This window comes from Lentzea sp. NPDC055074, assembly GCF_053608005.1.
Genome location: NZ_JBSGUQ010000007.1, coordinates 145,146 through 165,799, shown reverse-complemented (window position 1 = coordinate 165,799; position 20,654 = coordinate 145,146). Strand labels below are relative to the sequence as shown.

Annotated in this window: 22 protein-coding genes; 15 read left to right on the top strand and 7 right to left on the bottom strand. The window is 69.8% G+C overall.

The features are described from left to right. Positions 1 to 18: 18 nt before the first annotated feature. The 8 genes from ACWF7A_RS18695 to ACWF7A_RS18660 all read left to right on the top strand — a co-directional run bounded on the left by ACWF7A_RS18695 (position 19) and on the right by ACWF7A_RS18660 (position 7,174). Positions 19 to 507, top strand: coding sequence for an HAD domain-containing protein (locus ACWF7A_RS18695; protein WP_452251697.1), 489 nt, complete (start codon positions 19 to 21; stop codon positions 505 to 507). An 89-nt stretch (positions 508 to 596) separates the two neighbouring features. Further along, positions 597 to 1,718, top strand: coding sequence for an ABC transporter substrate-binding protein (locus tag ACWF7A_RS18690; RefSeq protein WP_452251696.1), 1,122 nt, complete (start codon positions 597 to 599; stop codon positions 1,716 to 1,718). 77 nt (positions 1,719 to 1,795) lie between these two features. Next, positions 1,796 to 2,635, top strand: coding sequence for an ABC transporter permease (locus ACWF7A_RS18685; RefSeq protein WP_452251695.1), 840 nt, complete (start codon positions 1,796 to 1,798; stop codon positions 2,633 to 2,635). After that, positions 2,623 to 3,405 carry an ABC transporter permease gene (locus tag ACWF7A_RS18680; protein WP_452251694.1) on the top strand — a complete coding sequence of 261 codons (783 nt, stop codon included), beginning with the start codon at positions 2,623 to 2,625 and terminating at the stop codon, positions 3,403 to 3,405. The genes ACWF7A_RS18685 and ACWF7A_RS18680 overlap by 13 nt, the downstream gene beginning before the upstream one ends. A gap of 2 nt (positions 3,406 to 3,407) precedes the next feature. Beyond that, positions 3,408 to 4,439, top strand: a complete 1,032-nt coding sequence (locus ACWF7A_RS18675) for an ABC transporter ATP-binding protein (protein ID WP_452251693.1) — start codon at positions 3,408 to 3,410, stop codon at positions 4,437 to 4,439. Beyond that, on the top strand, positions 4,436 to 5,563 hold the full coding sequence (locus ACWF7A_RS18670) for a low temperature requirement protein A (protein ID WP_452251692.1): 1,128 nt from the start codon (positions 4,436 to 4,438) through the stop codon (positions 5,561 to 5,563). The genes ACWF7A_RS18675 and ACWF7A_RS18670 overlap by 4 nt, the downstream gene beginning before the upstream one ends. Before the next feature lie 54 nt (positions 5,564 to 5,617). Beyond that, positions 5,618 to 6,013: a VOC family protein gene (locus ACWF7A_RS18665; protein ID WP_452251691.1), complete on the top strand. Its 396-nt coding sequence runs from the start codon at positions 5,618 to 5,620 to the stop codon at positions 6,011 to 6,013. Continuing rightward, entirely contained in the window at positions 6,014 to 7,174 is a 1,161-nt protein-coding gene (locus tag ACWF7A_RS18660) for an MFS transporter (protein ID WP_452251690.1), read from the top strand. A gap of 16 nt (positions 7,175 to 7,190) precedes the next feature. Here ACWF7A_RS18660 and ACWF7A_RS18655 read toward each other — a convergent pair whose 3' ends face one another. After that, positions 7,191 to 8,672, bottom strand: a complete 1,482-nt coding sequence (locus tag ACWF7A_RS18655) for an LVIVD repeat-containing protein (protein WP_452251689.1) — start codon at positions 8,670 to 8,672, stop codon at positions 7,191 to 7,193. Between the two features lie 213 nt (positions 8,673 to 8,885). On the opposite strand from ACWF7A_RS18655, the gene ACWF7A_RS18650 reads away from it, so the two are divergent. Beyond that, positions 8,886 to 9,488, top strand: coding sequence for a DUF305 domain-containing protein (locus ACWF7A_RS18650; protein ID WP_452251688.1), 603 nt, complete (start codon positions 8,886 to 8,888; stop codon positions 9,486 to 9,488). On the opposite strand, the gene ACWF7A_RS18645 is transcribed toward ACWF7A_RS18650, so the two are convergent. Next, positions 9,454 to 11,802: an ATP-binding protein gene (locus tag ACWF7A_RS18645; protein ID WP_452251687.1), complete on the bottom strand. Its 2,349-nt coding sequence runs from the start codon at positions 11,800 to 11,802 to the stop codon at positions 9,454 to 9,456. The two genes, ACWF7A_RS18650 and ACWF7A_RS18645, sit on opposite strands and share 35 nt — an antisense overlap. Before the next feature lie 15 nt (positions 11,803 to 11,817). After that, positions 11,818 to 12,144 carry an antibiotic biosynthesis monooxygenase family protein gene (locus ACWF7A_RS18640; RefSeq protein ID WP_030477998.1) on the bottom strand — a complete coding sequence of 109 codons (327 nt, stop codon included), beginning with the start codon at positions 12,142 to 12,144 and terminating at the stop codon, positions 11,818 to 11,820. A gap of 81 nt (positions 12,145 to 12,225) precedes the next feature. Here ACWF7A_RS18640 and ACWF7A_RS18635 point away from each other — a divergent pair, with 81 nt between their 5' ends. Next, on the top strand, positions 12,226 to 12,816 hold the full coding sequence (locus tag ACWF7A_RS18635; protein ID WP_452251686.1) for a TetR/AcrR family transcriptional regulator: 591 nt from the start codon (positions 12,226 to 12,228) through the stop codon (positions 12,814 to 12,816). Here the strand turns inward: ACWF7A_RS18635 and ACWF7A_RS18630 are convergent. Continuing rightward, complete coding sequence (locus ACWF7A_RS18630) at positions 12,809 to 13,633, bottom strand: SDR family NAD(P)-dependent oxidoreductase (protein WP_452251685.1); 825 nt, start codon at positions 13,631 to 13,633, stop codon at positions 12,809 to 12,811. The two genes, ACWF7A_RS18635 and ACWF7A_RS18630, sit on opposite strands and share 8 nt — an antisense overlap. Before the next feature lies 1 nt (position 13,634). Then, positions 13,635 to 14,543 carry an SDR family NAD(P)-dependent oxidoreductase gene (locus ACWF7A_RS18625; protein ID WP_452251684.1) on the bottom strand — a complete coding sequence of 303 codons (909 nt, stop codon included), beginning with the start codon at positions 14,541 to 14,543 and terminating at the stop codon, positions 13,635 to 13,637. Between the two features lie 70 nt (positions 14,544 to 14,613). On the opposite strand from ACWF7A_RS18625, the gene ACWF7A_RS18620 reads away from it, so the two are divergent. The 5 genes from ACWF7A_RS18620 (at position 14,614) to ACWF7A_RS18600 (ending at position 19,149) form a co-directional block, all read left to right on the top strand. Next, positions 14,614 to 15,522 carry a LysR family transcriptional regulator gene (locus ACWF7A_RS18620; RefSeq protein ID WP_452251683.1) on the top strand — a complete coding sequence of 303 codons (909 nt, stop codon included), beginning with the start codon at positions 14,614 to 14,616 and terminating at the stop codon, positions 15,520 to 15,522. A 242-nt stretch (positions 15,523 to 15,764) separates the two neighbouring features. Then, on the top strand, positions 15,765 to 16,658 hold the full coding sequence (locus ACWF7A_RS18615) for an ABC transporter ATP-binding protein (protein ID WP_452251682.1): 894 nt from the start codon (positions 15,765 to 15,767) through the stop codon (positions 16,656 to 16,658). Then, a complete protein-coding gene (locus ACWF7A_RS18610) occupies positions 16,642 to 17,367 on the top strand; it encodes an ABC transporter permease (RefSeq protein WP_452251681.1) in 726 nt (241 codons plus the stop codon). Before ACWF7A_RS18615 ends, ACWF7A_RS18610 begins: the two co-directional genes overlap by 17 nt. 10 nt (positions 17,368 to 17,377) lie before the next feature. Next, entirely contained in the window at positions 17,378 to 18,529 is a 1,152-nt protein-coding gene (locus ACWF7A_RS18605) for a sensor histidine kinase (RefSeq protein WP_452251680.1), read from the top strand. Beyond that, entirely contained in the window at positions 18,526 to 19,149 is a 624-nt protein-coding gene (locus tag ACWF7A_RS18600; RefSeq protein WP_452251679.1) for a response regulator, read from the top strand. The genes ACWF7A_RS18605 and ACWF7A_RS18600 overlap by 4 nt, the downstream gene beginning before the upstream one ends. 110 nt (positions 19,150 to 19,259) lie before the next feature. Here the strand turns inward: ACWF7A_RS18600 and ACWF7A_RS18595 are convergent, their stop codons facing one another. Together ACWF7A_RS18595 and ACWF7A_RS18590 are read right to left on the bottom strand one after the other, a co-directional pair. Then, positions 19,260 to 19,589: an allophanate hydrolase-related protein gene (locus tag ACWF7A_RS18595; RefSeq protein ID WP_452251871.1), complete on the bottom strand. Its 330-nt coding sequence runs from the start codon at positions 19,587 to 19,589 to the stop codon at positions 19,260 to 19,262. Continuing rightward, a complete protein-coding gene (locus ACWF7A_RS18590; protein WP_452251678.1) occupies positions 19,474 to 20,556 on the bottom strand; it encodes an XdhC family protein in 1,083 nt (360 codons plus the stop codon). Before ACWF7A_RS18590 ends, ACWF7A_RS18595 begins: the two co-directional genes overlap by 116 nt. Between the last annotated feature and the right edge of the window lie 98 nt (positions 20,557 to 20,654).

The window sequence follows — 20,654 nt, the reverse complement described above, 5'->3', positions numbered from 1 at the left end:
ACGGGCATGCTGGACGGGATGAGACCGCTGATCCTGCTCGACGTCGACGGCCCGCTGCACCCGTACGCGGCGAACCCCAAGCCGGACAACTACCGGCTGTTCGAGATCAAGACCGGCTGGCGCCGCAGACTGAGGGTCTGGCTCGACCCCGATCACGGCAGCCAGTTGAGACAGCTGGCGGAGGACACGGGCGCCGAACTCGCGTGGGCCACGACGTGGCTGCACCGGGCGAACACCGAGATCGGACCACGTCTGGGCCTCCCGCCGCTCAAGGTGATCGAGTTCCACGACGAGACCGGGTGGAAGTACCCGGCGGTGGCGCGCTACGCCTATGAACGGCCCCTCGTCTGGTTCGACGACGACTTCGGGCTGCACGCGTCGCGCCGCGAGGAGTTCGTCCACAAGCGACGGCGGCTGACCACGGCGCTCATCCACGTCGACCCCGGTACCGGGATCTCGGCACAGCACCTCGCCGAAGCTCGGAAAGCATTCAGCGGCAACCCGTAGGCCGCCGAGAATTCACGGTTGGAGTCGAGAAGGTCTCAACCGGCGCGGCTGGCTTGACAACGAAAGCATCCCGAGCCAATCCTCCGCTCGTGCTGAAGCGAGGGAACGTCACGACGAAGTTGATTGGCGTCGGCGCGTTGGTGCTGGCGGTGGCCGCATGTGGCGCCCCGCCCGCCAAGGAGACGCCTGCCGGTGCAGCCGGGACCGCGAAGTCCGCGAGCGAGCTCGGCGGCATGGAGAAGCTGGTCGAGGCAGCCAAGAAGGAGGGCAAGCTCAACGTCATCGCGCTGCCCCCGGACTGGGCCAACTACGGTGAGATCATCAAGGCCTTCGAGGCCAAGTACGGCATCAAGGTCGACTCCGCGCAGCCCGACGCGAGCAGCCAGGAGGAGATCAACGCCGCCAAGCAGCTCAAGGGCAACGACCGCGCGCCCGACGTGTTCGACCTCGGGCTCAACGTGGCGCTGGCCAACAAGGACCTGTTCGCGCCCTACAAGGTCAGCACCTGGGACGACATCGCCGCGGAGCTCAAGGACGCGGACGGCGCGTACTACGGCGACTACGGCGGCTTCATGTCGATCGGCTACGACGCCGCGAAGGTGCCGGCGCCGACGAGCGTGAAGGACCTGCTCAAGCCCGAGTACAAGGGCAAGGTCGCGCTCAACGGCGACCCGACGCAGGCCGGTGCCGCGTTCTCCGGTGTCGTGATGGCGGCGCTGGGCAACGGTGGCTCCGCCGACGACATCGCCCCCGGTGTCGAGTTCTTCAAGCAGCTCAAGCAGGCCGGCAACTTCCAGCCGGTCGACCCGTCGCCCGCGACGATCGAGTCCGGTCAGACGCCCGTCGTCATCGACTGGGACTACACGAACGCCGCCCAGACCGACAAGCTCAAGGGCAAGCTCGACTGGAAGGTCGTCGTCCCGGCCGAGGCCCAGATCGGCGGCTACTACAACCAGGCCATCAGCAAGGACGCGCCGCACCCCGCGGCCGCGCGCCTGTGGCAGGAGTTCCTCTACTCCGACGAGGGCCAGAACCTCTACCTCAAGGGCATGTCCCGCCCGGTGCGCCTGGACAAGATGGGCGACAAGGCGGACAAGGCGGCGAAGGAGAAGCTGCCGAAGACCGACGGCAAGCAGGTGTTCCAGACGCAGGCCCAGGCCGACAAGGCCAAGGCCGTCCTGACCGCGACCTGGGCGCAGGCCATCGGATGACCTCTGTCGCTCCCGTAGCGGCGGCAAAGCCCGGCGGCTCCACCTCCAAGAAGGGTGGGGCCGCCGGTCGGCCATCTGTGGCCGCTTGGCTCGTCGCGGTGCCGTTCCTGGCGTTCGTCGGCACCTTCCTCGTCTACCCCACGGTGCTCGTGCTGTTCGGCGCCTTCCAGGACTCGAACGGCGCGTTCACGCTCGACAACCTCACGACCCTGTTCACGGGCGTCGTCTTCGACGCGTTCGTGCGCAGCATCGAGCTCTCCGCGCTCACGGCGGTCATCGGCGCGATCTTCGGCGCGCTGCTCACGTGGGCGATCGCGGTCGGCAACCCCGACGGGATGCTGCGCCGGATCGTCGTCGCGGGTAGCGGTGTGCTCGCCCAGTTCGGTGGCGTGCCGCTGGCGTTCGCGTTCCTCGCGACGGTCGGCTTCGAGGGTCTCGTCACGAAGTTCCTGCGTGACAACGTTGGCATCGACCTGTTCGCGGGCAGCGCGTGGCTGTTCGAGCTGCCCGGGCTGACGCTCGTCTACACGTTCTTCCAGATCCCGCTGATGGTCATCGTGTTCCTGCCCGCACTCGACGGTCTGCGGCCGCAGTGGCGCGAGGCGAACGCGAGTCTCGGCGGCACGAGCTGGACGTACTGGCGGCACGTCGGCGGGCCGATCCTGACACCGCCGTTCCTCGGTGCGCTGCTGCTGCTGTTCGCCAACGCCTTCAGCGCGTACGCCACGGCCGCGGCCCTCGTCTCGCAGGGCAGCCCGATCGTGCCGCTGCAGATCCGCGGGTTCCTCACCGGCGAGGTCGTGCTGGGACAGGAGAACCTCGGCAAGGCGCTCGGCCTCGGCATGGTGATCGTGGTCAGCATCGCCATGGGCGTGAACGTGCTGCTGCAGAAGAGGGTGGCCAAGTGGGTTCGCTAGTGAAGCAGCGCGTCCTGCGCACCGTCGTCCTGCTCGTCCTCGGCGTCTACTTCGTCCTGCCGCTGATCGCGATGGCCGAGTTCTCCACGCGTGGCAGGGAGGGCACGCGCAGCCTGGAGTCGTGGACGTCCATCGTCGACGACGAAGGGCTGATGGAGGCTCTCGTCAACTCGCTGCTGTTGTCCGTCACGAGTGCGGTGCTGATGCTGGTGCTGCTCGTGCCGACGATGGCGTGGATCCGGCTCCGGCTCCCGCAGCTGCAACGGCTCGTCGAGTTCCTGTGCCTGCTGCCTCTGGCGATCCCCGCGATCGTGCTCGTGGTCGGCATGGCGCCGCTCTACGCGTGGGTGAACTACTTCCTCGGCGACTCACCGCTGACGCTGACGTTCGCGTACACGATCCTGGTGCTGCCGTTCGCCTACCGCGCGGTCGACGCCGGACTCTCCGCGATCGACCTGAAGACGCTGGCCGAAGCCGCGCGCAGCCTCGGCGCGTCGTGGTTCACGGTGCTGTGGAAGGTCGTCGTGCCGAACATCCGCGTCGCGCTCATCGGTGCGTCGCTGCTGTCGGTGGCCTTGGTGCTCGGCGAGTTCACCATCGCGTCGTTGCTCAACTTCGACACGTTGCAGGTGCAGGTGAACCTCCTGGGCAAGCGGAACGCGGGTGTGTCCATCGCGGTCTCGTTGCTGTGCCTGATCTTCGCGTTCGTCCTTCTGTTCGCACTTTCTTATGTCGGCCAGCGGCGCCGTCAGACCGTGGTCGAGGAGTGAAGATGAGTCACCTGGTACTCAAGGGACTGCGCAAGACGTTCGGCGACAACACCGCGCTCGACGGTCTCGACCTGGAGCTGGCCGAGGGCGAACTGGTGTCGCTGCTCGGCCCGTCGGGCTGCGGCAAGACGACGGCGCTGCGCATCGTCGCGGGCTTCGAGACGTCCGACTCGGGCACCGTCACCGTGGGCGGCAAGGACATCACGAAGGTCCCCGCGAACAAGCGGGACATGGGCATGGTCTTCCAGGCCTACAGCCTCTTCCCGAACATGACCGCGGCGCAGAACGTCGCGTTCGGCCTGAAGATGCGCAAGGCGGACGCCAAGAAGGCCGGCGAGCTGTTGGAGCTGGTCGGTCTCGCGCACCTGGGCGGCCGGTACCCGCACCAGATGTCGGGTGGTCAGCAGCAGCGCATCGCGTTGGCGCGCGCTCTCGCGATCCAGCCGCGCGTGCTGCTGCTGGACGAGCCGCTGTCCGCGTTGGACGCCAAGGTCCGCGTGTCGCTGCGGGACGAGATCCGTCGCATCCAGACGGAGCTCGGCATGACGACGCTGTTCGTCACGCACGACCAGGAGGAGGCGCTCGCCGTCTCCGACCGCGTCGGCGTGATGTCGCACGGCCGGCTGGAGCAGCTCGACACCCCGTCCGTCGTGTACCGCGAGCCGAAGACGGCGTTCGTGGCGCAGTTCGTCGGCGTCACGAACTCGGTGGAGGGCAAGGCCGAGGGCCAGACCGTCGTCGTGAACGGCGTGACGCTGCCGGTGTCGCACGACCAGCCGTCCGGAAGCGACGTCCGGCTGATCGTGCGCCCGGAGGACATCGGCGTTTCCGCGCACGACGGCGACGCCGGTGGCAAGATCGTGGGCGACGTGCTGACCCAGTCGTTCCTCGGGCCGGTCACGCGGATCTCGGTGAGGGTGGGGGAGCAGGTGCTGCGCATCGACCAGCCCTCCAACACCGCCGCCGCGTACCAGCCGGGCACGCGGGTCGCGCTCGACCTCAGCGAATCAAGGATCATGGTGGTGCCGGGATGATCAGGAAGCTCCTCGCGCGCGACACGGCGGAGGCCCACCGGGTCGCGACGCCGTTGGAGCTGCTGTTCGACCTGAGCTTCGTGGTGGCGGTCGCCCAGGCCGCCGCCTCGCTGCACCACGCCGTCTCCGAGAACCACGCCGGGGCCGGCCTGCTGGCGTTCTGCATGGCGTTCTTCGCGCTGTGGCTGCCCTGGCTGAACTTCACCTGGTTCTCCAGCGCGTTCGACAACGACGACACGCTGTACCGGATCATCACGATGGTCCAGATCGCCGGTGTCCTCGTGATCGCGGCCGGCATCCCCGCCGTCTTCGAGCGCCAGGACTACCGGATCGTCGTCGGCGGTTACGTGGTCATCAGGCTCGCGATGGTCACGCACTGGCTGCGCGCCGCGCGGGACAACCCGGAGCACAAGGCGTGCGCGCACCGGTACGCGGGCGGCATCGCGGCCATGCAGGTGCTGTGGGTGCTGTGGCTCTTCGTGCCGCCGGGCCTCGCGCTCGGGCTCTGGGTGCTCGGCATGATCGCCGAGCTGCTGATCCCCGCCTGGGCCGAGCGGACGGGCGCGACGACGTGGCACCCGCACCACATCGCCGAACGGCACGGGCTGTTCACGCTGATCGTGCTCGGCGAGTCGATCCTGGCGGCCACGCTCGCGTTCCAGAAGGGCTTCGACACCGGCGTCAACCTGATCTCGCTCGCCGCGGCCTCGCTGGTCATCGTGTTCTCGGTGTGGTGGATCTACTTCGAGGCGCCGTCGCACCTGCACAACCTCAGGAAGGCGTTCCTGTGGGGGTACGCGCATCTCTTCATCCTCGGGTCGATCGCGGCGCTCGGTGCCGGGCTCGCCGCGTCGGTGGACTACGACCTGCACATCTCGCACGCGCCGGGGACGACGGTCGCCGCGTTCACGACGGTGCCGCTGGCGGTGTTCTTCCTCTGCGTCTGGTACGTGCAGGACTGTCCCGGGCAGGCCGGGGTGCGCAAGTACCTGCTGCCGATCGGGGCGGTGGCGGTGCTGGCGGCGACGTTCGGGCCGGCGCCGATCCACGTGACCGCGGGGATCGCGCTGGTGCTCTGCGTCGCGACCAGGCTCTCGCTCGGGGCTCAGCGCGTCGAGGTGTGAGGCACTTTCGCGTCTTCTCGTCCTTCTGACACCGGTGGTGCGATGATCGTCGCCATGACCGGTGTCCGTGAACTCCGCCTAGTCGTCACCGCGGCCGACTACGACGAGGCCCTGCGTTTCTATCGAGACGTGCTGGGTCTCGAGCAACGGGCGGCGTTCGCGTCCGACGGCGGGAGGGTCACGATCCTCGAGGCCGGGCGGGCGACGCTGGAGATCGCCGACCCGCCGCACGCCGAGTTCATCGACGCCGTCGAGGTCGGCGAGCGCGTCGCGGGGCACGTCCGGGTGGCGTTCGAGGTGACGGACTCCGAGGGGACGACCCGCCGGCTCGAAGCCGCCGGGGCCGAGGTGATCGCGGAACCGACGCGGACGCCGTGGAACTCGCTGAACGCGCGGTTGAAAGCGCCTGCAGGGTTGCAGCTGACGTTGTTCCAGGAGCTGGGCGAGTAGATGACGATCTCCGCTGCCGGGTACCGCGACCTCGCGAACCGGGACGTGCTGGCGTGCGCCGTGGTGACGGTCGCCGCGAAGCTGCCGATGTCGATGACGCCTCTGATGATGGTGTTCCTGACGAGAGGGCTGCCCGGCGGGTACGTGCTGGCCGCCTCGCTGGTCGCCGTCTACGTGCTCGGCGAGGTGCTCGGTGCCGCGCTGCTCGGGTTGTTCCTCGACCCGTCGCGGATGCGCGGGCAGCTGTCGATCGGGCTGGTCGTCGGCGCGGCCGCGTTCACCACGCTGGCGCTGACGCAGAACGTGACGGTGCTGGCGATCGCGGCGTTCGTCGCGGGTGCCGGGCCCTCGACGACACCGGGCGGGTTGCGGGCGATGTTGCTCGGGCTGGTGCCGGACGCGTTGGTGCCCAAGGCGATGGGCTTCGACGCCATGATCACGCAGGTGGTGTGGGCGGTGGCGCCCGCGCTCGTCACGGTGCTGGCGCTGAGCGTCGACCACCGGGCGCCCGTCGTGGTGTCGGTGTCGCTGGTCGTCGTGGCGGCGTGGCTCGTGTTCATCCTGCCGCGCGGACACGTGACGTCGCGGTCGGGCACGGCGAAGCCGCACGTGGTGGCGTCGGCGTGGCCGATCTACCTGGTGAGCGCGGCGGCGCTGGCGCAGCTCGCGGTCGCCGAGCTGGTGCTGCCCGCGTTGCTGGAGCACCGGGGGATCTCCATCGGCTGGATCGGGCCGCTGCTCATGGGGTTCGCGGCGTGCAGCGCGCTGGGTGCGGTGCTGTACGGGCTGCGGCCGTGGCCGGGATCGTTGCGAACGCAGGGTCTGGTGCTGCTCGTCGTCACGGCGACGTGTGTCGGCGCGCTGGCGTTGTTCCCCAACCTGCCGGGCATCGCGGGCGCGTTGCTCGCGGCCGGGCTGTTCCAGTCCGGGGTGCTGGTCACGCGCAGTCTGGCCTTGCGCGAACGGCTTCCGGTCGGCGCGCACGCGGCCGGGTTCTCGATGATGTACGCGGTGACGGGCGCGGGCTACGGGCTCACGGCCGTGGTCGCCGCGTGGGCGATGGACGTCGGCAACCCGGTGTGGGCGGTCTTCGGTGGTGTCGCGGTGACCCTGGTCCTGACAGCAGTCAGCGCGGCTGCCGAACGCCGGCAGCCGCGCTGATCAGTGAGGGAGCTTTCTACCCGCGGTAGAAGTTCCCCTGGGTCTGCACGTTCAGCTCGTCCGTGCGGAACAGCTTCGCGATGAACGTGCGCGGGTCGCGCATGTCGATCACGTCGAAGCCGCGGCCCATCTCCGAGGAGTAGATGTAGCCGTTGTACCAGTAGGTCGACCAGGTGCCGCCGCCCTGGTTGTTCGGCATCGGGCCGCGCTCGAAGAAGCCGATCTCACGCGGCTTGGACGAGTTCGTGAAGTCCCACACCGAGATGCCGCCCTGGTACCAGGACTGCACCATGATGTCCTTGCCGGGCACCGGGATCAGCGAACCGTTGTGCGCGACGCAGTTCTCCGAGTCGGTCTGCATGCGCGGGATCTTGTAGTAGGACTTGAAGACCAGCTTGCGGTCCTTGCCCTTGCCCACGATGTCGTAGATGCCGTTGGCGCCGCGGTTCGGGCCGATCTTCTCGTTGCACGTCGCCGCGCCACCGCCACCGAGCTCGTCGGTGAAGACGACCTTGGTGCCGCTGTTGTTGAACGTGGCGGAGTGCCAGAACGCGAAGTGCTTGTCGTCCTGGACCCGGTTGATCTCGACCAGGTTCTCGCGGTTCGAGATGTCCCAGAGGACGCCGTCACCCATGCACGCGCCGGCCGCGAGGTCGAGCTGCGGGTAGACGGTGATGTCGTGGCAACCGCTCGTGGCCGACGTGTAGCCGGTCTCGATGGTGCCGGGGACGCCCACGTTGCCGCCGTCCGGGAAGAGGACCGGTGCCTTGAGCAGCGAGGCAGAGGCCGGGTTCTTCACCGGGACCTTGACGATGGAGATCTTGTCGTGCGGCGGCTGGCAGTCCGGGAACGTGGCGTTCGGCGAGTAGGAAGAGACGTAGAGGTACACGTCCTTCTTGTTCTTGCTCGGCACCATCGTGTGGGTGTGCGAGCCGCAGGCGGTCTCGACGGCGGCGACGTAGCGGGGAGCCGCCTTGTCACTGATGTCGAAGACCTTGATGCCCTCCCACGACTCCTTGATCGTCGCGGGCTGGGAGACGCTGCTGCACGAGTTGTCGCTGCGCGACGAGTCGGTCGACAGGAACAGCAGGTTCCCGTACACCGAGATGTCGTTCTGCGAGCCGGGGCACAGGACCTGGCTCTTGATCGTCGGCTTCTTCGGGTTGCGGACGTCGTAGATGACGAAGCCGTCGTAGTTGCCGACGAACGCGTAGTTGTCCTGGAACGCGATGTCGGTCTGCGTCGAGCTGAGCGGAGCCTGCTTGTCCAGGTGGGCGACCGGGACCATGTTGCGGCTGCGACTGATCTCGTCGACGCCCGGAAGGGCGGTGCTCCCGTCCGCCCGCGACTCGAGCTGAGCCTCGCTCAGACCCTTGCCGTCGGCAGGCAGATCGGGCTCGGCGTTCGCGGGCGCGGTCACCGTCGACAGCGTCAGCGCGAGCGCCCCCAGAACCGCCAACGGCGCTCTGCGCCGCCAGGCCGTTGCGCGTGAAGTCACTGCTTTACCCCCTCATTACGGGTTGGTGAGGGGGAGTATGACCCTTTCGCCTTGCTAAGGGCCAGCTTCTTTCGGAGGGTTCTGCGCTCTTTGTCCACACACGGGGAACAGGACAGACGACTTGGAGTGATTGTCCGGTTCCTCCGCGTGACCGGCAGTATGCCACCCGACGAGGCCAGTGATCGCGGCCTCGTGAACTGTATTGTCCGAAGCATGCGTTCTGGGGTCTTGGTCATCGTGGCGGCGATCGCGTTGCTGGCGGGCTGCACGTCGGAGCCCGCCACCCCGCCGATCATCGCGCCGGACACTCCCGGCGGCTCCGCGCCGACGGTCGCGCTCTCCGACGTGACCGGGGTGACCCAGTCACCGCCGAACGACGCCGACCGCGAGTACGTGGCGATGATGATCGCCCACCACGAGCAGGCGCTCGCGATGACTCGGTTCGCCCCCGACCGTGCGGAGAACGAGACGGTGAAGGGCCTGGCCGACCGCATCCGGTTCAGCCAGGAGCCCGAGATCGGCGCCATGAAGCAGTGGCAGCGGACGTTCAACGCCATCGGCACGCACGGCGACCACTCGTCGATGCCCGGCATGGCGACGCAGGACCAGCTGACCGCACTGGGCGCCGCGCGCGGCAAGGCCTTCGACCGGATGTTCCTGGAGCTGATGATCAAGCACCACGAAGGTGCGATCAAGATGGCGACGGACGTGCGCGGGGCCGGTGCCAACGTCCAGGTCGAGGAGATGGCCGACGACGTGGTGGCGACCCAGGACGACGAGATCAAGCGGATGAGGAAGCTGCTGACGGAGCTGTGAGCCGGGCGCGGGCCTTCGCGGCGTCAGCGTGGCCCAGGCTGTCGTAGATCTCGACGGCCTCCTGCCAGACGCGGCGGGCCTCGTCGTGGTCGCCGGTCGCGGCGTGGGTGTCGCCGAGGTTCACCAGGGTCGTGGCCACCTCGAAGTGCTCGCCGATGGCGGCGAACGCCTCCAGCGACTGCCGGTAGTGCGTGATCGCGCCGGCGAAGTCGCCGTCGTGGTGCAGGGTGTAGGCGATGCTGTCGAGAGTGCTCGCCTCGCCGAGCCGGTCGCCGCACCGCCGGTGCAGCACCAGCGCGGCCCGGCAGTGCTCAAGTGCTTGCGCGCGGTCGCCGAGCAGGCCCAGGTACCAGCCCGCCTGGTTCATCGAGCCCGCGAGGCCGGAGACGTCGCCGACCCGCTCGCTCAGCCCGGCCGCACGCCGCGCGTGCCGCAGGGCGCCGGCGATGTCCCCCGACGTCTCCTTGCAGGACGCGAGGTGGCGGTGCACGCGGATCTGACCGTCGATGTTGCCCGTGCGTTCGTTGAGGCGCAGTGCTTCGGCGAGACGGGACTCGGCGCCGGTGACGTCACCGAGCCGGAGTTCGGTGTGGGCCAGCAGTTGGTGCAACAACGCTTCGGCGCGTTCGTCGTCGAGGCGGCGTGCGGCGGCCAGGGCGTCGTGCAGCAGGCCGGCCGACTGGTGCCAGCGGCCGACGGTGTCCATGTAGTTGCGGATGGCCCAGGTGAGCTGCCACGCGTGCCGGTCGGCGCCGCTCGCGAGGGCGAGTTCGCACGACGCGATCAGGACTTCGAGCTCCGCCTCGAGCCACAGCCGCGCCTCGTCGTGGCCGGACGTGGTCTCGGGCACGACTCCCGGGGCGGGTGCGCCGGTGTCCACATCGGACAGGAACTGGTGCAGCTCCCAGGCCGCGGTGACCGCGCTGTGCAGGTAGTGGTCGAGCAGGCGGCGCAGTCCCTCGGCGCTCTCCGCGTCGCTCGCCAGGGCGCGGGCATGAGCGCGGACGAGGTCGTGGAGCTCGAAGCGGCCCGGCCTGGTCTCGGTGACGAGGTTGGCGGCGGCGAGCTCGGCGAGCGGGGGAGCGCCCGCCGCGAGGCTGCGGGCAGCGGCGGCGGACACGTCCGGGCCCGGATGCACGCCCAGCAGGCGGAAGAGGCGTTGTGCCGCAGGGGAAAGGCGGTGGTAGGACCAGTCGAAGACGGACCGGACGCTGGTCGTCTCCTCGCCCGTGTCGAGGAAGTCGAGCACGTCGTCGTCCGCGAAGTCGTCGGCGAGCGCGGTCAGCGAGTGCTGCGGGTCGGCACGGGCGGCCACGATCGCGAGGGCGAGCGGGAGTCCGCCGCACAACGCGGCGAGTCTCGACAGGGCCTGGGGTTCGGCGGTGGCGCGGGTGCCGATCCGCTGGGACAGGACCTCCTGGGCCTCCGCGTGGCTCAGCACGTCGATCCGCACCCTGGTGGTGCCGTCGAGGTCGTCCATCCGGTTGCGGCTGGTGATCACCACACGGCAGGCGGGGTCGTCCGGCAGCAGCGGACGCACGTGGTCGGCGTCGCGGGCGTTGTCGAGCAGGAGCAGCATGTCCTTGCCGCGCAACAACGTCCGGTAGAGCTGTGCTTGTTCTTCTGTACCTGACGGCAGGTTGTCCGGCGGGACGCCCAGAGCGCCGAGGAAGCCGCGGATGGCGTCCTCGGCGCGTGCGGGTGCTGTGGGGTCGAAGCCGCGCAGGTTCACGTGCAGCTTGCCCGCGGGGAAGTCGGCCTCGTTCGCCCACTGCAGCGCGAGGGTGGTCTTGCCGGTGCCGCCCACACCGCTGAGCAGGGTCACCGGGCCGGAACGGCGCAGCGCGGCCAGTTCGCGGTCACGGCCGGCGAACTGGGCGGGTGGTGCGGGGACCTGGCACGGCACCGGGACGAGCGCCTCGGAGGCCTCGCGTTCGCGGGTCAGTTCCCGGGCGGTCGTGCTGACCGCGTCGATGCCCTCGAACGGGTCGCCGCGCCACAGCGTGAGCGCTTCGGCGTGCCTGCCCTGGTCGCGCAGTGCGCGGAAGTCGATCAGGTCCGAGTCGGTGACGTGGGCGAGGTACCCGGTCTCGTAGGTGCGGATGAAGTCCGCCTCGCCCAGTGCCCGCCGGAGTCTGCTGATGGCGGTGCGCAGGGCCTGGGTATCGCCGAGTTCGTGCAGTGGGACGACCTCGTTCGCGCGGGCGACGAGGAGCGCCAGCAGGTCTCGTCCGCGGCCCGCGGGCAGCACGATCGGCTGCCCGCTCACCTCGACCGCGAGCGGGCCGAGCACCAGGAAGCGGACGTCCCCCACGCGGGGGAGTATCGCCTACTCGGTGCGCTGGCGCGGGAGAACCATGTCCTCGGCGTGCGTGAACCGCTCCGGCTCGTTGCCCGTGACCAGGCGTGCGATCGTGCGGTGGCCCTTGTGCGCCTCGCGGAACGCGTCGGAGGCGACCCACGCGCGGAAGGCCTCTTCGGACTCGAACTCGTTGACCGAGACGTACGGCTGGTCGTCCTGGGTCGGCTTGAGCAGCGTGCTGCGCAGCAGGCCGGGGACTCCGGGCAGGTGGGTGCGCATGTTGCCGCGGAAGTACCGCTCGAACTCCTCGGACATGTCCGCGTTCACGAACATCCGGTTGGTCGCGATGAACATGCTGGCCTCCCCTGATCCCGACGCTCTGTCGGGAACTATTCCAACTCCCCGTCGGGAAATCAAGCGCGATACGATCCCGATGTGCCGAGGATCAGCGCAGACACCGTCGCGGAGCATCGCGCCAACCGGTTGCGCGCCCTGCTGGACGCCGGGCGCGACATCGTGGCGACCGAGGGAGCGGAGGCGCTGACGCTCGCGTCGCTCGCCAGACGGGTCGGGCTGTCGCGGCCGAGCCTCTACGAGTACTTCCGCTCGCGCGAGGAACTGGTCGCCGCGATCGTGTCCGACGCGCTGCCGGAGTGGGCGGACAAGCTGGAGGACGCGGTCAACAGCGCGTCGTCCGTGCCGGCGAAGATCGAGGCGTACCTGCGCACCGAGCTCGCGATCATCACCGACGGCAGCCACGGCGCGGTGGTGGCGTTGTCCGCGCACACGCTGCCGGACTCGTCGCGCGAGCAGATCCGGGCCGAGCACGAACGGTTGCTGGCGCCGCTGGTCGGGGTCTTCAAGACCGCTGGAGTGGAACGGGCGCCGTTGCGGGCGATGCTCGTGCACGCGATGGTCGAGGCGACGTCGCGGATGATCACGCCGGGCCGCAACGAGCACAACGAGGCGGTCATCCGGACGTTGCTCGACCAGGTGGTGCACGGGCTGGACAAGCCCATCAGCTGAACGGCACGACCTCGCCGTGGCGGACGAGTTCGCCGTACTGGGCGGGATCGAGCGGGCGGAGGGCGAGGTCCAGCAGTGCCCGCGCCGCCTGGTCCGCGGTCGGGGCGGTGCTGACGTCCCACCACAGCGCGGAAGTCGGCGTGTTGATCATTCCTGGGCACACCGCGGCGACCAGGATCCCTCTGGCCAGGTCGGTCTCCCGGCGTTCGCCCGCGAGCACGCGCACGGCGGCGACCTGGCCGATCTTGGACGGGATGTTCACGAACCCAGGCCACGCCCCGGCCCTCGCCCTGCCGCTCTTCACCTCGTCGCGCCAGCGGGCGATCTGCTCGTCCAGCTCATCCGCAGTGGACGGTCTGGTGAACCGCCCGTGCAGCACCGGTGCCAGCTGGTGGAGGGTGCCGAGCGAGCTCGCGACGACGATCAGCCTGCCGTTGTCCTTCAGCAGTGGCGCGAACGCCTTCAGCAGCCTGGTCGTGCCGAAGTTGTTGACCTGCGTGTAGTCGTCGATGATCTCGCGCGGATCGTCGTCGGGGCCCACGCGCATCACGGCGTTGCCGAAGACGACGTCGACACCTCCGTGCCGTTCTTCGAGCTGTGCTGCGACTTTCGCGGCGGCGCTCTGGTCCGCGACGTCCAGCAGCTCGCCGCGGACCTTCGCGCCACCGCCCGGCATCGACCGCACTGCCTGGGTGACCCTGTCGATGTTCCTGCCGGTGAGGTAGACGGTGTCGGTGGGCTCCAGCCGCTGGGCGAGTCCTTCTGCCAGCGCGAGGCCGAGGCCCTGCGTGGCGCCGGTGACCAGTGCGACCGTCATGTCAGGCCTTCGCGAGCAGGGTCTCGGAGTACGTCCACAGGCGGGCCGCGTTGTCCGGGTCGACGGCGTAGCGCGCGACGCCGTGCAGCGGTGGGGCCTCGTCCCGGCTGTCGACGGTCGGCGTCTCGTTGCAGTCGTCGAAGTAGCGGCCGCCGACGCCCTCGAGCAACGGTGAGGTGGCCAGCAGCACGGACGTCGCCGCGCCCTGCTCCGGGGTCTTGATCGTGGAGAGGTCGACGTCGGCCTCGGTGATGCCGAGGTGGGCCGACAGGTTCGTGAAGATTGCACCGGGCATGGCGGCGTTCGCGGTGATGCCGTCCGCGGCCCAGCGGCGGGTCGCCTCGACCGCGAACAGCACGTTGGCGGTCTTGCTCTGGCCGTAGGCGGTCCACGGGTCGTAGGTGCGGAACGCGTAGTTGACGTCGTCGAAGACGACCGGCGAGAGCATGTGGCCGGTGGAGGTGACGACGACGATGCGCGCGTTGCCGGCGGCCTCGAGTGCCGGGTGCAGGCCGGTCGCGAGCGCGAAGTGGCCGAGGTGGTTCGTGGCGAACTGCCACTCCCAGCCCTGCTCGGTGTACTTCTCGGGGACGGCCATGACGCCCGCGTTGGCGACCAGGACGTGCAGCGGGCCGTCCCAGTCGCGGACGAACGCGTCGATCGAGGCGAGGTCGGTCAGGTCGAGCTTCGCGACGCGGACGTCGCCCCCGATGTCCTGAGCGGTCTTCTCTCCCGCGGCGACGTTGCGGACGGCCAGAGTGACCTCGGCGCCCCTGCCCGCGAGCGCCCGTGCGGTCTCGACGCCGATCCCCGAGGCCCCACCGGTCACGACGACGCGCTTCCCGGTCAGGTCGACGCCCTCCGCGACCTCGGCGGCGGTGCTGCTGAATCCGAACTGAGTCTTGAACACCCCTTCACGCTAGGCCGTCCGGAGGCATGCGGGTAGCGAGAGATTCTCAAGTGGGGTATGCGTTGACGTCATGGCTCTCACCGATGCGTCACTGGTCGCGCTGCGCGTGTTCCGCGAGGTCGCCGAGCGCGGAACGCTGACCGCGGCGGCGACCGCGCTGGGGTACACGCAGTCCGCGGTGTCGCGGCAGATCGCGGCTCTGGAACGTGCGGCGGGTGCGGACCTGCTGGAACGCCGCCACGACGGAGTGCGGCTCACCCAGGCCGGACGGCTCGTGCTGCGCCGCGCCGCCGCCGTGGTGGACCAGGTCGACGCGGGCGCCCGTGAGCTCGCCGGGCTGCCGGAGGACGTGAGCACCATCCGGCTCGGCTGGATCGCGACGGCCGGGGCGTGGCTGGTCCCGCGCGCGTTGACGGCACTGGCGCGCACGCACCCGTCGATCACCGTGGTGACGCGGGAGGGGAGCACGCCGGCGTTGGTGCGCGCCTTGCGGGCGGGCACCGTCGACGTCGCGCTGATCTCGTCGGCACCGCCGTTCCGCGCGCCCGACGACGAAACGCCGCCGCTGGAGGTGGACACCCTCGTCGAACGCAGTCTGCGCGTCGCCGTGCCGTCTACGCACCCGTTGGCGCGCAACGACTTCATCGACGTCGCCGACCTGCGCGGCCAGCGGTGGATCTCCGGCCCCGGCGACCAGTGGGTGATGGGCGTGTGGCCGGGACTGGACGAACGGCCCGTGATCGCCCACACCGCACGCGACTGGCTGGCGAAGGTGCACCTGGTCGCGGCGGGGCTCGGCATCACCACGATCTCGGCGTCTCTGGTCGCCGTCGTGCCCGCCGGGGTGCGGATCATGCAGGTGCGGGGCGGGCCCGCGGAGCAACGACGGACCATGCTCGCGCGGCTGCCGGGGCCGATGCCCGAACCCGTCGCGCGGCTGGCCGCCGCCTTGCGGGCCGCCGTTCTGGAGACTGACTAGTGGTGTGGCTCGGAACGTTGCCGGGGGAATTCGCGGTCAGACGGGGTACATCGTGGTGTCGCCCCCGCGTCTTCGTACTGGTTGTACGGGGGCGTGGGGGTGGTGCCGCGAGGTGCCCTGCTGAGCGTGGATCACCTCGCCGACGTTCCGAGTCACACCACTAGTCACATCAACCGATCGGTTGATCCGGGTCGCGCTCGTTGTTCGATGATCTTCGGGCGGCGTTCTCGCAGGCTTGGGGCATGGCAATCATCGAAGTGAGCGACCTCGGGAAGAGGTACGGGCCCCGCGTGGCGGTGGACTCCGTGTCGTTCGAGGTCGCCGAGGGGGAGATCTTCGGGGTCCTGGGGCCGAACGGGGCGGGCAAGACGACGACGGTCGAGTGCGTGTCGGGGCTGCGCACACCGGACCGGGGGAGCGTGTCGGTGCTGGGACAGCGGCCCGCCGACGTGCGCGCGGCGATCGGGGTGCAGCTGCAGGCGTCGGAACTGCCGGAGCGCATGCGGGTCAGCGAGGCGCTCGCGTTGTTCTCGTCGTTCTACCCGTCCCCGGCCGACTGGTCGGAGCGGCTGGGACTGGTGCCGCACCTGAAGTCCGAGTTCGGGAAGCTGTCCGGTGGGCTGAAGCAGAGGTTGTCGATCGCGCTGGCACTGATCGGGTCGCCGCGGGTGGCGATCCTGGACGAGCTGACGACGGGCCTCGACCCGCAGGCGCGGCGGGACACGTGGTCGGTGATCGAGGAGGTGCGGGCGGCCGGCGTGACGATCCTGCTGGTCACGCACTTCATGGAGGAGGCAGAACGACTCTGCGACCGGGTGGCGGTGTTCCGCGACGGGCGCATCGTCGCGCTGGACACGCCGTCCGCGCTGGTGTCGCGTGTGGACGGTGCCACGCGAGTGCGGTTCGTGCCGTCGGTCGCGCTGGACGTGTCGTTGCTGGAGGCGCTGCCCGAGGTCACATCGGTGTCGTCGGTGGGGGAACAGCTCGTGGTCAACGGGTCGGAGGACCTGCTGCACGCCGTGACTTCACTGCTGGCACGCAGACAGGTCGTGGCACGTCAGCTCCGCGTCGACCAGGTCTCCCTGGACGACGCCTACGTCGAGCTCACCGGGGGTCGTGATGGTGAAGATCATTGAGATCGAGGCGCGGTTGTTCCTCCGCGATCGGCTGAACTCGTTGTTCGCGATCGTGTTCCCGAGCCTGTTGTTGCTGGTGCTGGGCGCGATCCCGGCGTTGCGGACGCCGGACGCGAACTTCGGCGGCCAGCGGTTCATCGACAGCTACATCTCGGCGCTGCTCGTGTTCACGTTGGTGTTCATCGGCTTGCAACGCCTGCCCACCGTCGTCGCGACCTACCGGGAGAAGGGCGTGCTGCGACGCTTGTCGACGACGCCCATGCACCCGGCGCGGCTGCTGGCCGGGCAGATGGTGGTCAACTTCGTCGCGGTGATCTTGTCGGTGCTGCTGCTCATACTCACGGGGTACGTCGTTTTCGGCGTCGACCTGCCTCACCACCCGTTCGGCCTGGCGTGTGCCGTTCTGGTGGGAGGCGCGGGGACGTTCGCGCTGGGCCTGGTGATCGCCGCTCTGGCTCCGAACGCGCGGGCGGCCGGTGGTGTGGCGACGGTGGTGTTCATGCTGCTGATGTTCTTCGGCGGCGTGTACCTGCCGCGGTTCATGCTGCCCTCGGTGATCCAGGCGATCGGGTCGTACACGCCTCCCGGTGTGGAGGCGTTGCAGCAGGCGTGGCTCGGTACCGCGCCGGACTGGAGGCATCTCGCGATCATGGGGCTGGTGAGCCTCGTGGCAGGTACCGTCGCGGCCAAGACTTTCCGCTGGGAGTAACTCTGTGGACATGGCCGCGCTGGGACGGTGGGAACGCAGGCTCGTCTCGATCGCCCGCGTGATCCCTTACTTCGTGCTGACCGTGACGACGGTGCTGTACTCGATCTTCACCACGCAGTCCGCGGCGGAGCGCTGGTTCACCTACGGCGTCGTGGCGTTCGGCTTCGTGTGGATGTTGTGGTGGTTCACGCTGCATCCCGCGTGGCACCGGCGTCCGGAGCTCATGGCCGTGTTCGTCGGCGGCATGGTCGTGTTCTACGCGGTGCTCGGCATGCGGGAGCACTGGTTCGGCGCGGTGTCCTACGCGGTCTACGTCTACGCGAGCGAACTCCTGCGCGGGCGTTGGATGTTCCTCGTCGTGGGGCTGACGGCCGGGCTGGCGACGCTGTCGTTGTTCGGTGGTTACCCCACCGACGCGCCCGCGGCGTTCTGGTTGCTGATGCTCGTCTTCGTCGTGCTGGCGTGCACGTTCACGTACGTCGGCCACGTGACGACGGAACAGTCCAGGCTGCGCAAGGAACTCCTCGACGAGAACGAGGGGCTGCACGCCCAGCTGCTGGTGCAGGCGCACGAGGCGGGCGTGCAGGACGAACGCCACCGCATGGCCGGGGAGATCCACGACACGCTGGCCCAGGGCCTGGCGGGCATCATCACGCAGCTGTCGGCGGCCACGAGCACCGACTGGGAGCGCCGCGTGGCGGTGGCCGCGGAACTGGCGCGCTCGAACCTGGCCGAGGCGCGCCGCTCGGTGCACGCGCTGCGCCCGCCTGCTCTGGACTCGGCGGCGCTGCACGAGGCGTTGGACGACGTCGCGTCGGGCTGGTCGAAGCACAACGGCGTGCCGATCTCGGTGACGCTGACCGGAGCCGTGCGCGAGATGCATCCGGAGGTGGAGGTCGCGTTGCTGCGCACCGCCCAGGAGGCCCTGGCGAACGTGGCGAAGCACGCCTGCGCGTCCCGTGTGGGCCTGACCCTGTCGTACATGGAGGACGTGGTGACCCTGGACGTGCGCGACGACGGCGTGGGCTTCGACCTCGCGGTCCAGTCCGACGGCTTCGGCCTGCCCGCGATGCGCCACCGCGTGCACCGGCTGTCCGGCGCGCTGTTCGTGGAGTCCGAGCCGGGCGCGGGCACGGCGATCTCGGCGCGGGTGCCCGCGTGATCCGCCTGGTGATCGTCGACGACCACCCGGTGGTCCGCGACGGACTGCGCGGCATGCTGTCCACCGAGGACTTCGAGGTGGTCGGCGAGGCCGCGTCGGGCGACGAGGCGGTCGCCGTCGTCACCGCCGTGTCGCCGGACGTGGTGCTGATGGACCTGCGCATGCCGGGCTCGGACGGCGTCTCCGCGATCGAACGGCTGCGCGACCACCCGTGCCGCGTCCTGGTGCTCACCACCTACGACACGGACCGCGACGTGCTGCCGGCCATCAAGGCGGGCGCCACCGGCTACCTGCTGAAGGACACCCCGCGCGACGAGCTGCAGCGCGCCATCCGCGCGGCGCACTCGGGTGAGGCGGTGCTGTCGCCCGCCGTGGCCACGAGGCTGCTCGGCCAGGTGCGCGAGCCCGCGCTGGAACCGTTGTCCGCGCGGGAGATCGACGTGCTGGCGCTGGTGGCCAAGGGGACGACGAACCGGGCGGTGGCGGCGGCGTTGTTCATCAGCGAGGCGACGGTGAAGACCCACCTGCTGCACGTGTACGCGAAGCTCGGGGTGTCGGACCGGGCGGCGGCCGTGGCGGTGGCGTACGAACGCGGACTGCTCAAGGGAAGCGGGCGCTGAGGCTCGCTTTCGCGAGGCTGAGGCTTCCCCTGCGGCGAGCCCGGTCGGAACCGGGCCCGCCGCCTGCGGCAACTCCCCCTTGCCAGTGGCACCCCCCGATGCCACTTCCCTCACCCCTCGCGATGAAGGAACTCCCGCCAGTCCCCCAGATACGAGATGTCTCGTATGTCACCTGAATGGAGCAACGGGTCGACCATCGCGTCGCGCAGGACGGTCGCGAGGGCCGCGCTGCCGTCCTCCAGCTCGATGACGCCGATCTCGAGCTCGGCCGGCTCGGCGGGGACCAGGTGGTCGCGCAGGACCTTCAGCGGCAGGTCGTAGAGCTCACCGACCACCGAGGCCGAGCCCGACTCGTGCATCGCGGGGAACTGTCCCCGCACCGAGAAGTACCGGTACCTGGCCGCACTGCGCGCCTTGCACACCATCGGCGTGCCCTGCAGCTGCGAGTGCAGCGGTCCGCCCTTCATGCCGCCGCCGTTGAGGAAGATCAGTGCCATGACTCTCCAGGGTTCGGTGGATGGGGGTGGTCAGCGAGGTCAGCGGGAGGCCGGTGCCGCCGTGCCGCACGGCGACGAGCTCGGCCGCGATCGACACCGCGGTCTCGGCGGGGCTGCGGCCGCCCAGGTCGAGGCCGACGGGGGAGTGGAGTCTCGCCAGCGAGGCCTCCGGGACGCCCTCGGCGCGCAGCCGTTCCAGTCGTTCCCGATGCGTGCGGCGGGAGCCCAGCGCGCCGACGAACGCCAGCGGGCGGGCCAGGGCTTCGGTGAGGACCGGGATGTCGAACTTCGGGTCGTGGGTCAGCACCACGACGGCCGTGGACGCGTCGGTGTGGGTCGACGCGAGATAGCGGTGCGGCCAGTCGACGACGACTGAGTGGGCCGCGGGGAAACGTTCGGGAGTGGCGAACACGGGGCGTGCGTCGCACACGGTCACGTGATAGCCGAGGAAGCGTCCGATCTCGGCGACCGCGGCGGCGTGGTCGATGGCGCCGAACACGAGCAGGCGCGGCGGTGGCATCCACGACTCGGTGAACACCCGGCCCTCGGCCTCGAAGCGGACCGAGAGCGGTTGTCCCGCAATGGAAGCCTCCAGAGCCGCGCGCAACGAGGGGGAGTCGCGCTGCACCAGCACGTCCAGTGAGCCGCCGCAGGTGAGGCCGACCGCGAACGCCGTGTCGTCGGAGTAGCCGAACGACGCGAGCGCGGGGACACCGGAGGCGAGCACCTGGCAGGCCAGGTCGTGGACCTCGGCCTCCACGCATCCGCCGGACACGCTGCCGATCACCTCGCCGGAGGGGCCGACGGCCATCGCGGCGCCGACCGGGCGCGGCGCACTGCCGCGCACGGCCACCACCGAGGCGACCGCGAACCGGTCCCACGAGAGCAGGGTCGGAGCCAGGTCACGCATCGAACCTCCCAGGAGTGCGGGCTCGGCCGGGTGGGGGGCCCCGCCCCGCCCCCCCCGCCCGCCCCACCCCCCCGCGGACCTGCTCCGCCACTCCCCCG

Bases quoted from the DNA above. Each gene is read 5' to 3' on its own strand.
- ACWF7A_RS18695 (WP_452251697.1), top strand. From the start codon at position 19: ATGAGACCGCTGATCCTGCTCGACGTCGACGGCCCGCTGCACCCGTAC.
- ACWF7A_RS18675 (WP_452251693.1), top strand. From the start codon at position 3,408: ATGAGTCACCTGGTACTCAAGGGACTGCGCAAGACGTTCGGCGACAAC.
- ACWF7A_RS18670 (WP_452251692.1), top strand. From the start codon at position 4,436: ATGATCAGGAAGCTCCTCGCGCGCGACACGGCGGAGGCCCACCGGGTC.
- ACWF7A_RS18665 (WP_452251691.1), top strand. From the start codon at position 5,618: ATGACCGGTGTCCGTGAACTCCGCCTAGTCGTCACCGCGGCCGACTAC.
- ACWF7A_RS18660 (WP_452251690.1), top strand. From the start codon at position 6,014: ATGACGATCTCCGCTGCCGGGTACCGCGACCTCGCGAACCGGGACGTG.
- ACWF7A_RS18650 (WP_452251688.1), top strand. From the start codon at position 8,886: ATGCGTTCTGGGGTCTTGGTCATCGTGGCGGCGATCGCGTTGCTGGCG.
- ACWF7A_RS18640 (WP_030477998.1), bottom strand. From the start codon at position 12,144: ATGTTCATCGCGACCAACCGGATGTTCGTGAACGCGGACATGTCCGAG.
- ACWF7A_RS18630 (WP_452251685.1), bottom strand. From the start codon at position 13,633: ATGACGGTCGCACTGGTCACCGGCGCCACGCAGGGCCTCGGCCTCGCG.
- ACWF7A_RS18620 (WP_452251683.1), top strand. From the start codon at position 14,614: ATGGCTCTCACCGATGCGTCACTGGTCGCGCTGCGCGTGTTCCGCGAG.
- ACWF7A_RS18615 (WP_452251682.1), top strand. From the start codon at position 15,765: ATGGCAATCATCGAAGTGAGCGACCTCGGGAAGAGGTACGGGCCCCGC.
- ACWF7A_RS18610 (WP_452251681.1), top strand. From the start codon at position 16,642: ATGGTGAAGATCATTGAGATCGAGGCGCGGTTGTTCCTCCGCGATCGG.
- ACWF7A_RS18605 (WP_452251680.1), top strand. From the start codon at position 17,378: ATGGCCGCGCTGGGACGGTGGGAACGCAGGCTCGTCTCGATCGCCCGC.
- ACWF7A_RS18590 (WP_452251678.1), bottom strand. From the start codon at position 20,556: ATGCGTGACCTGGCTCCGACCCTGCTCTCGTGGGACCGGTTCGCGGTC.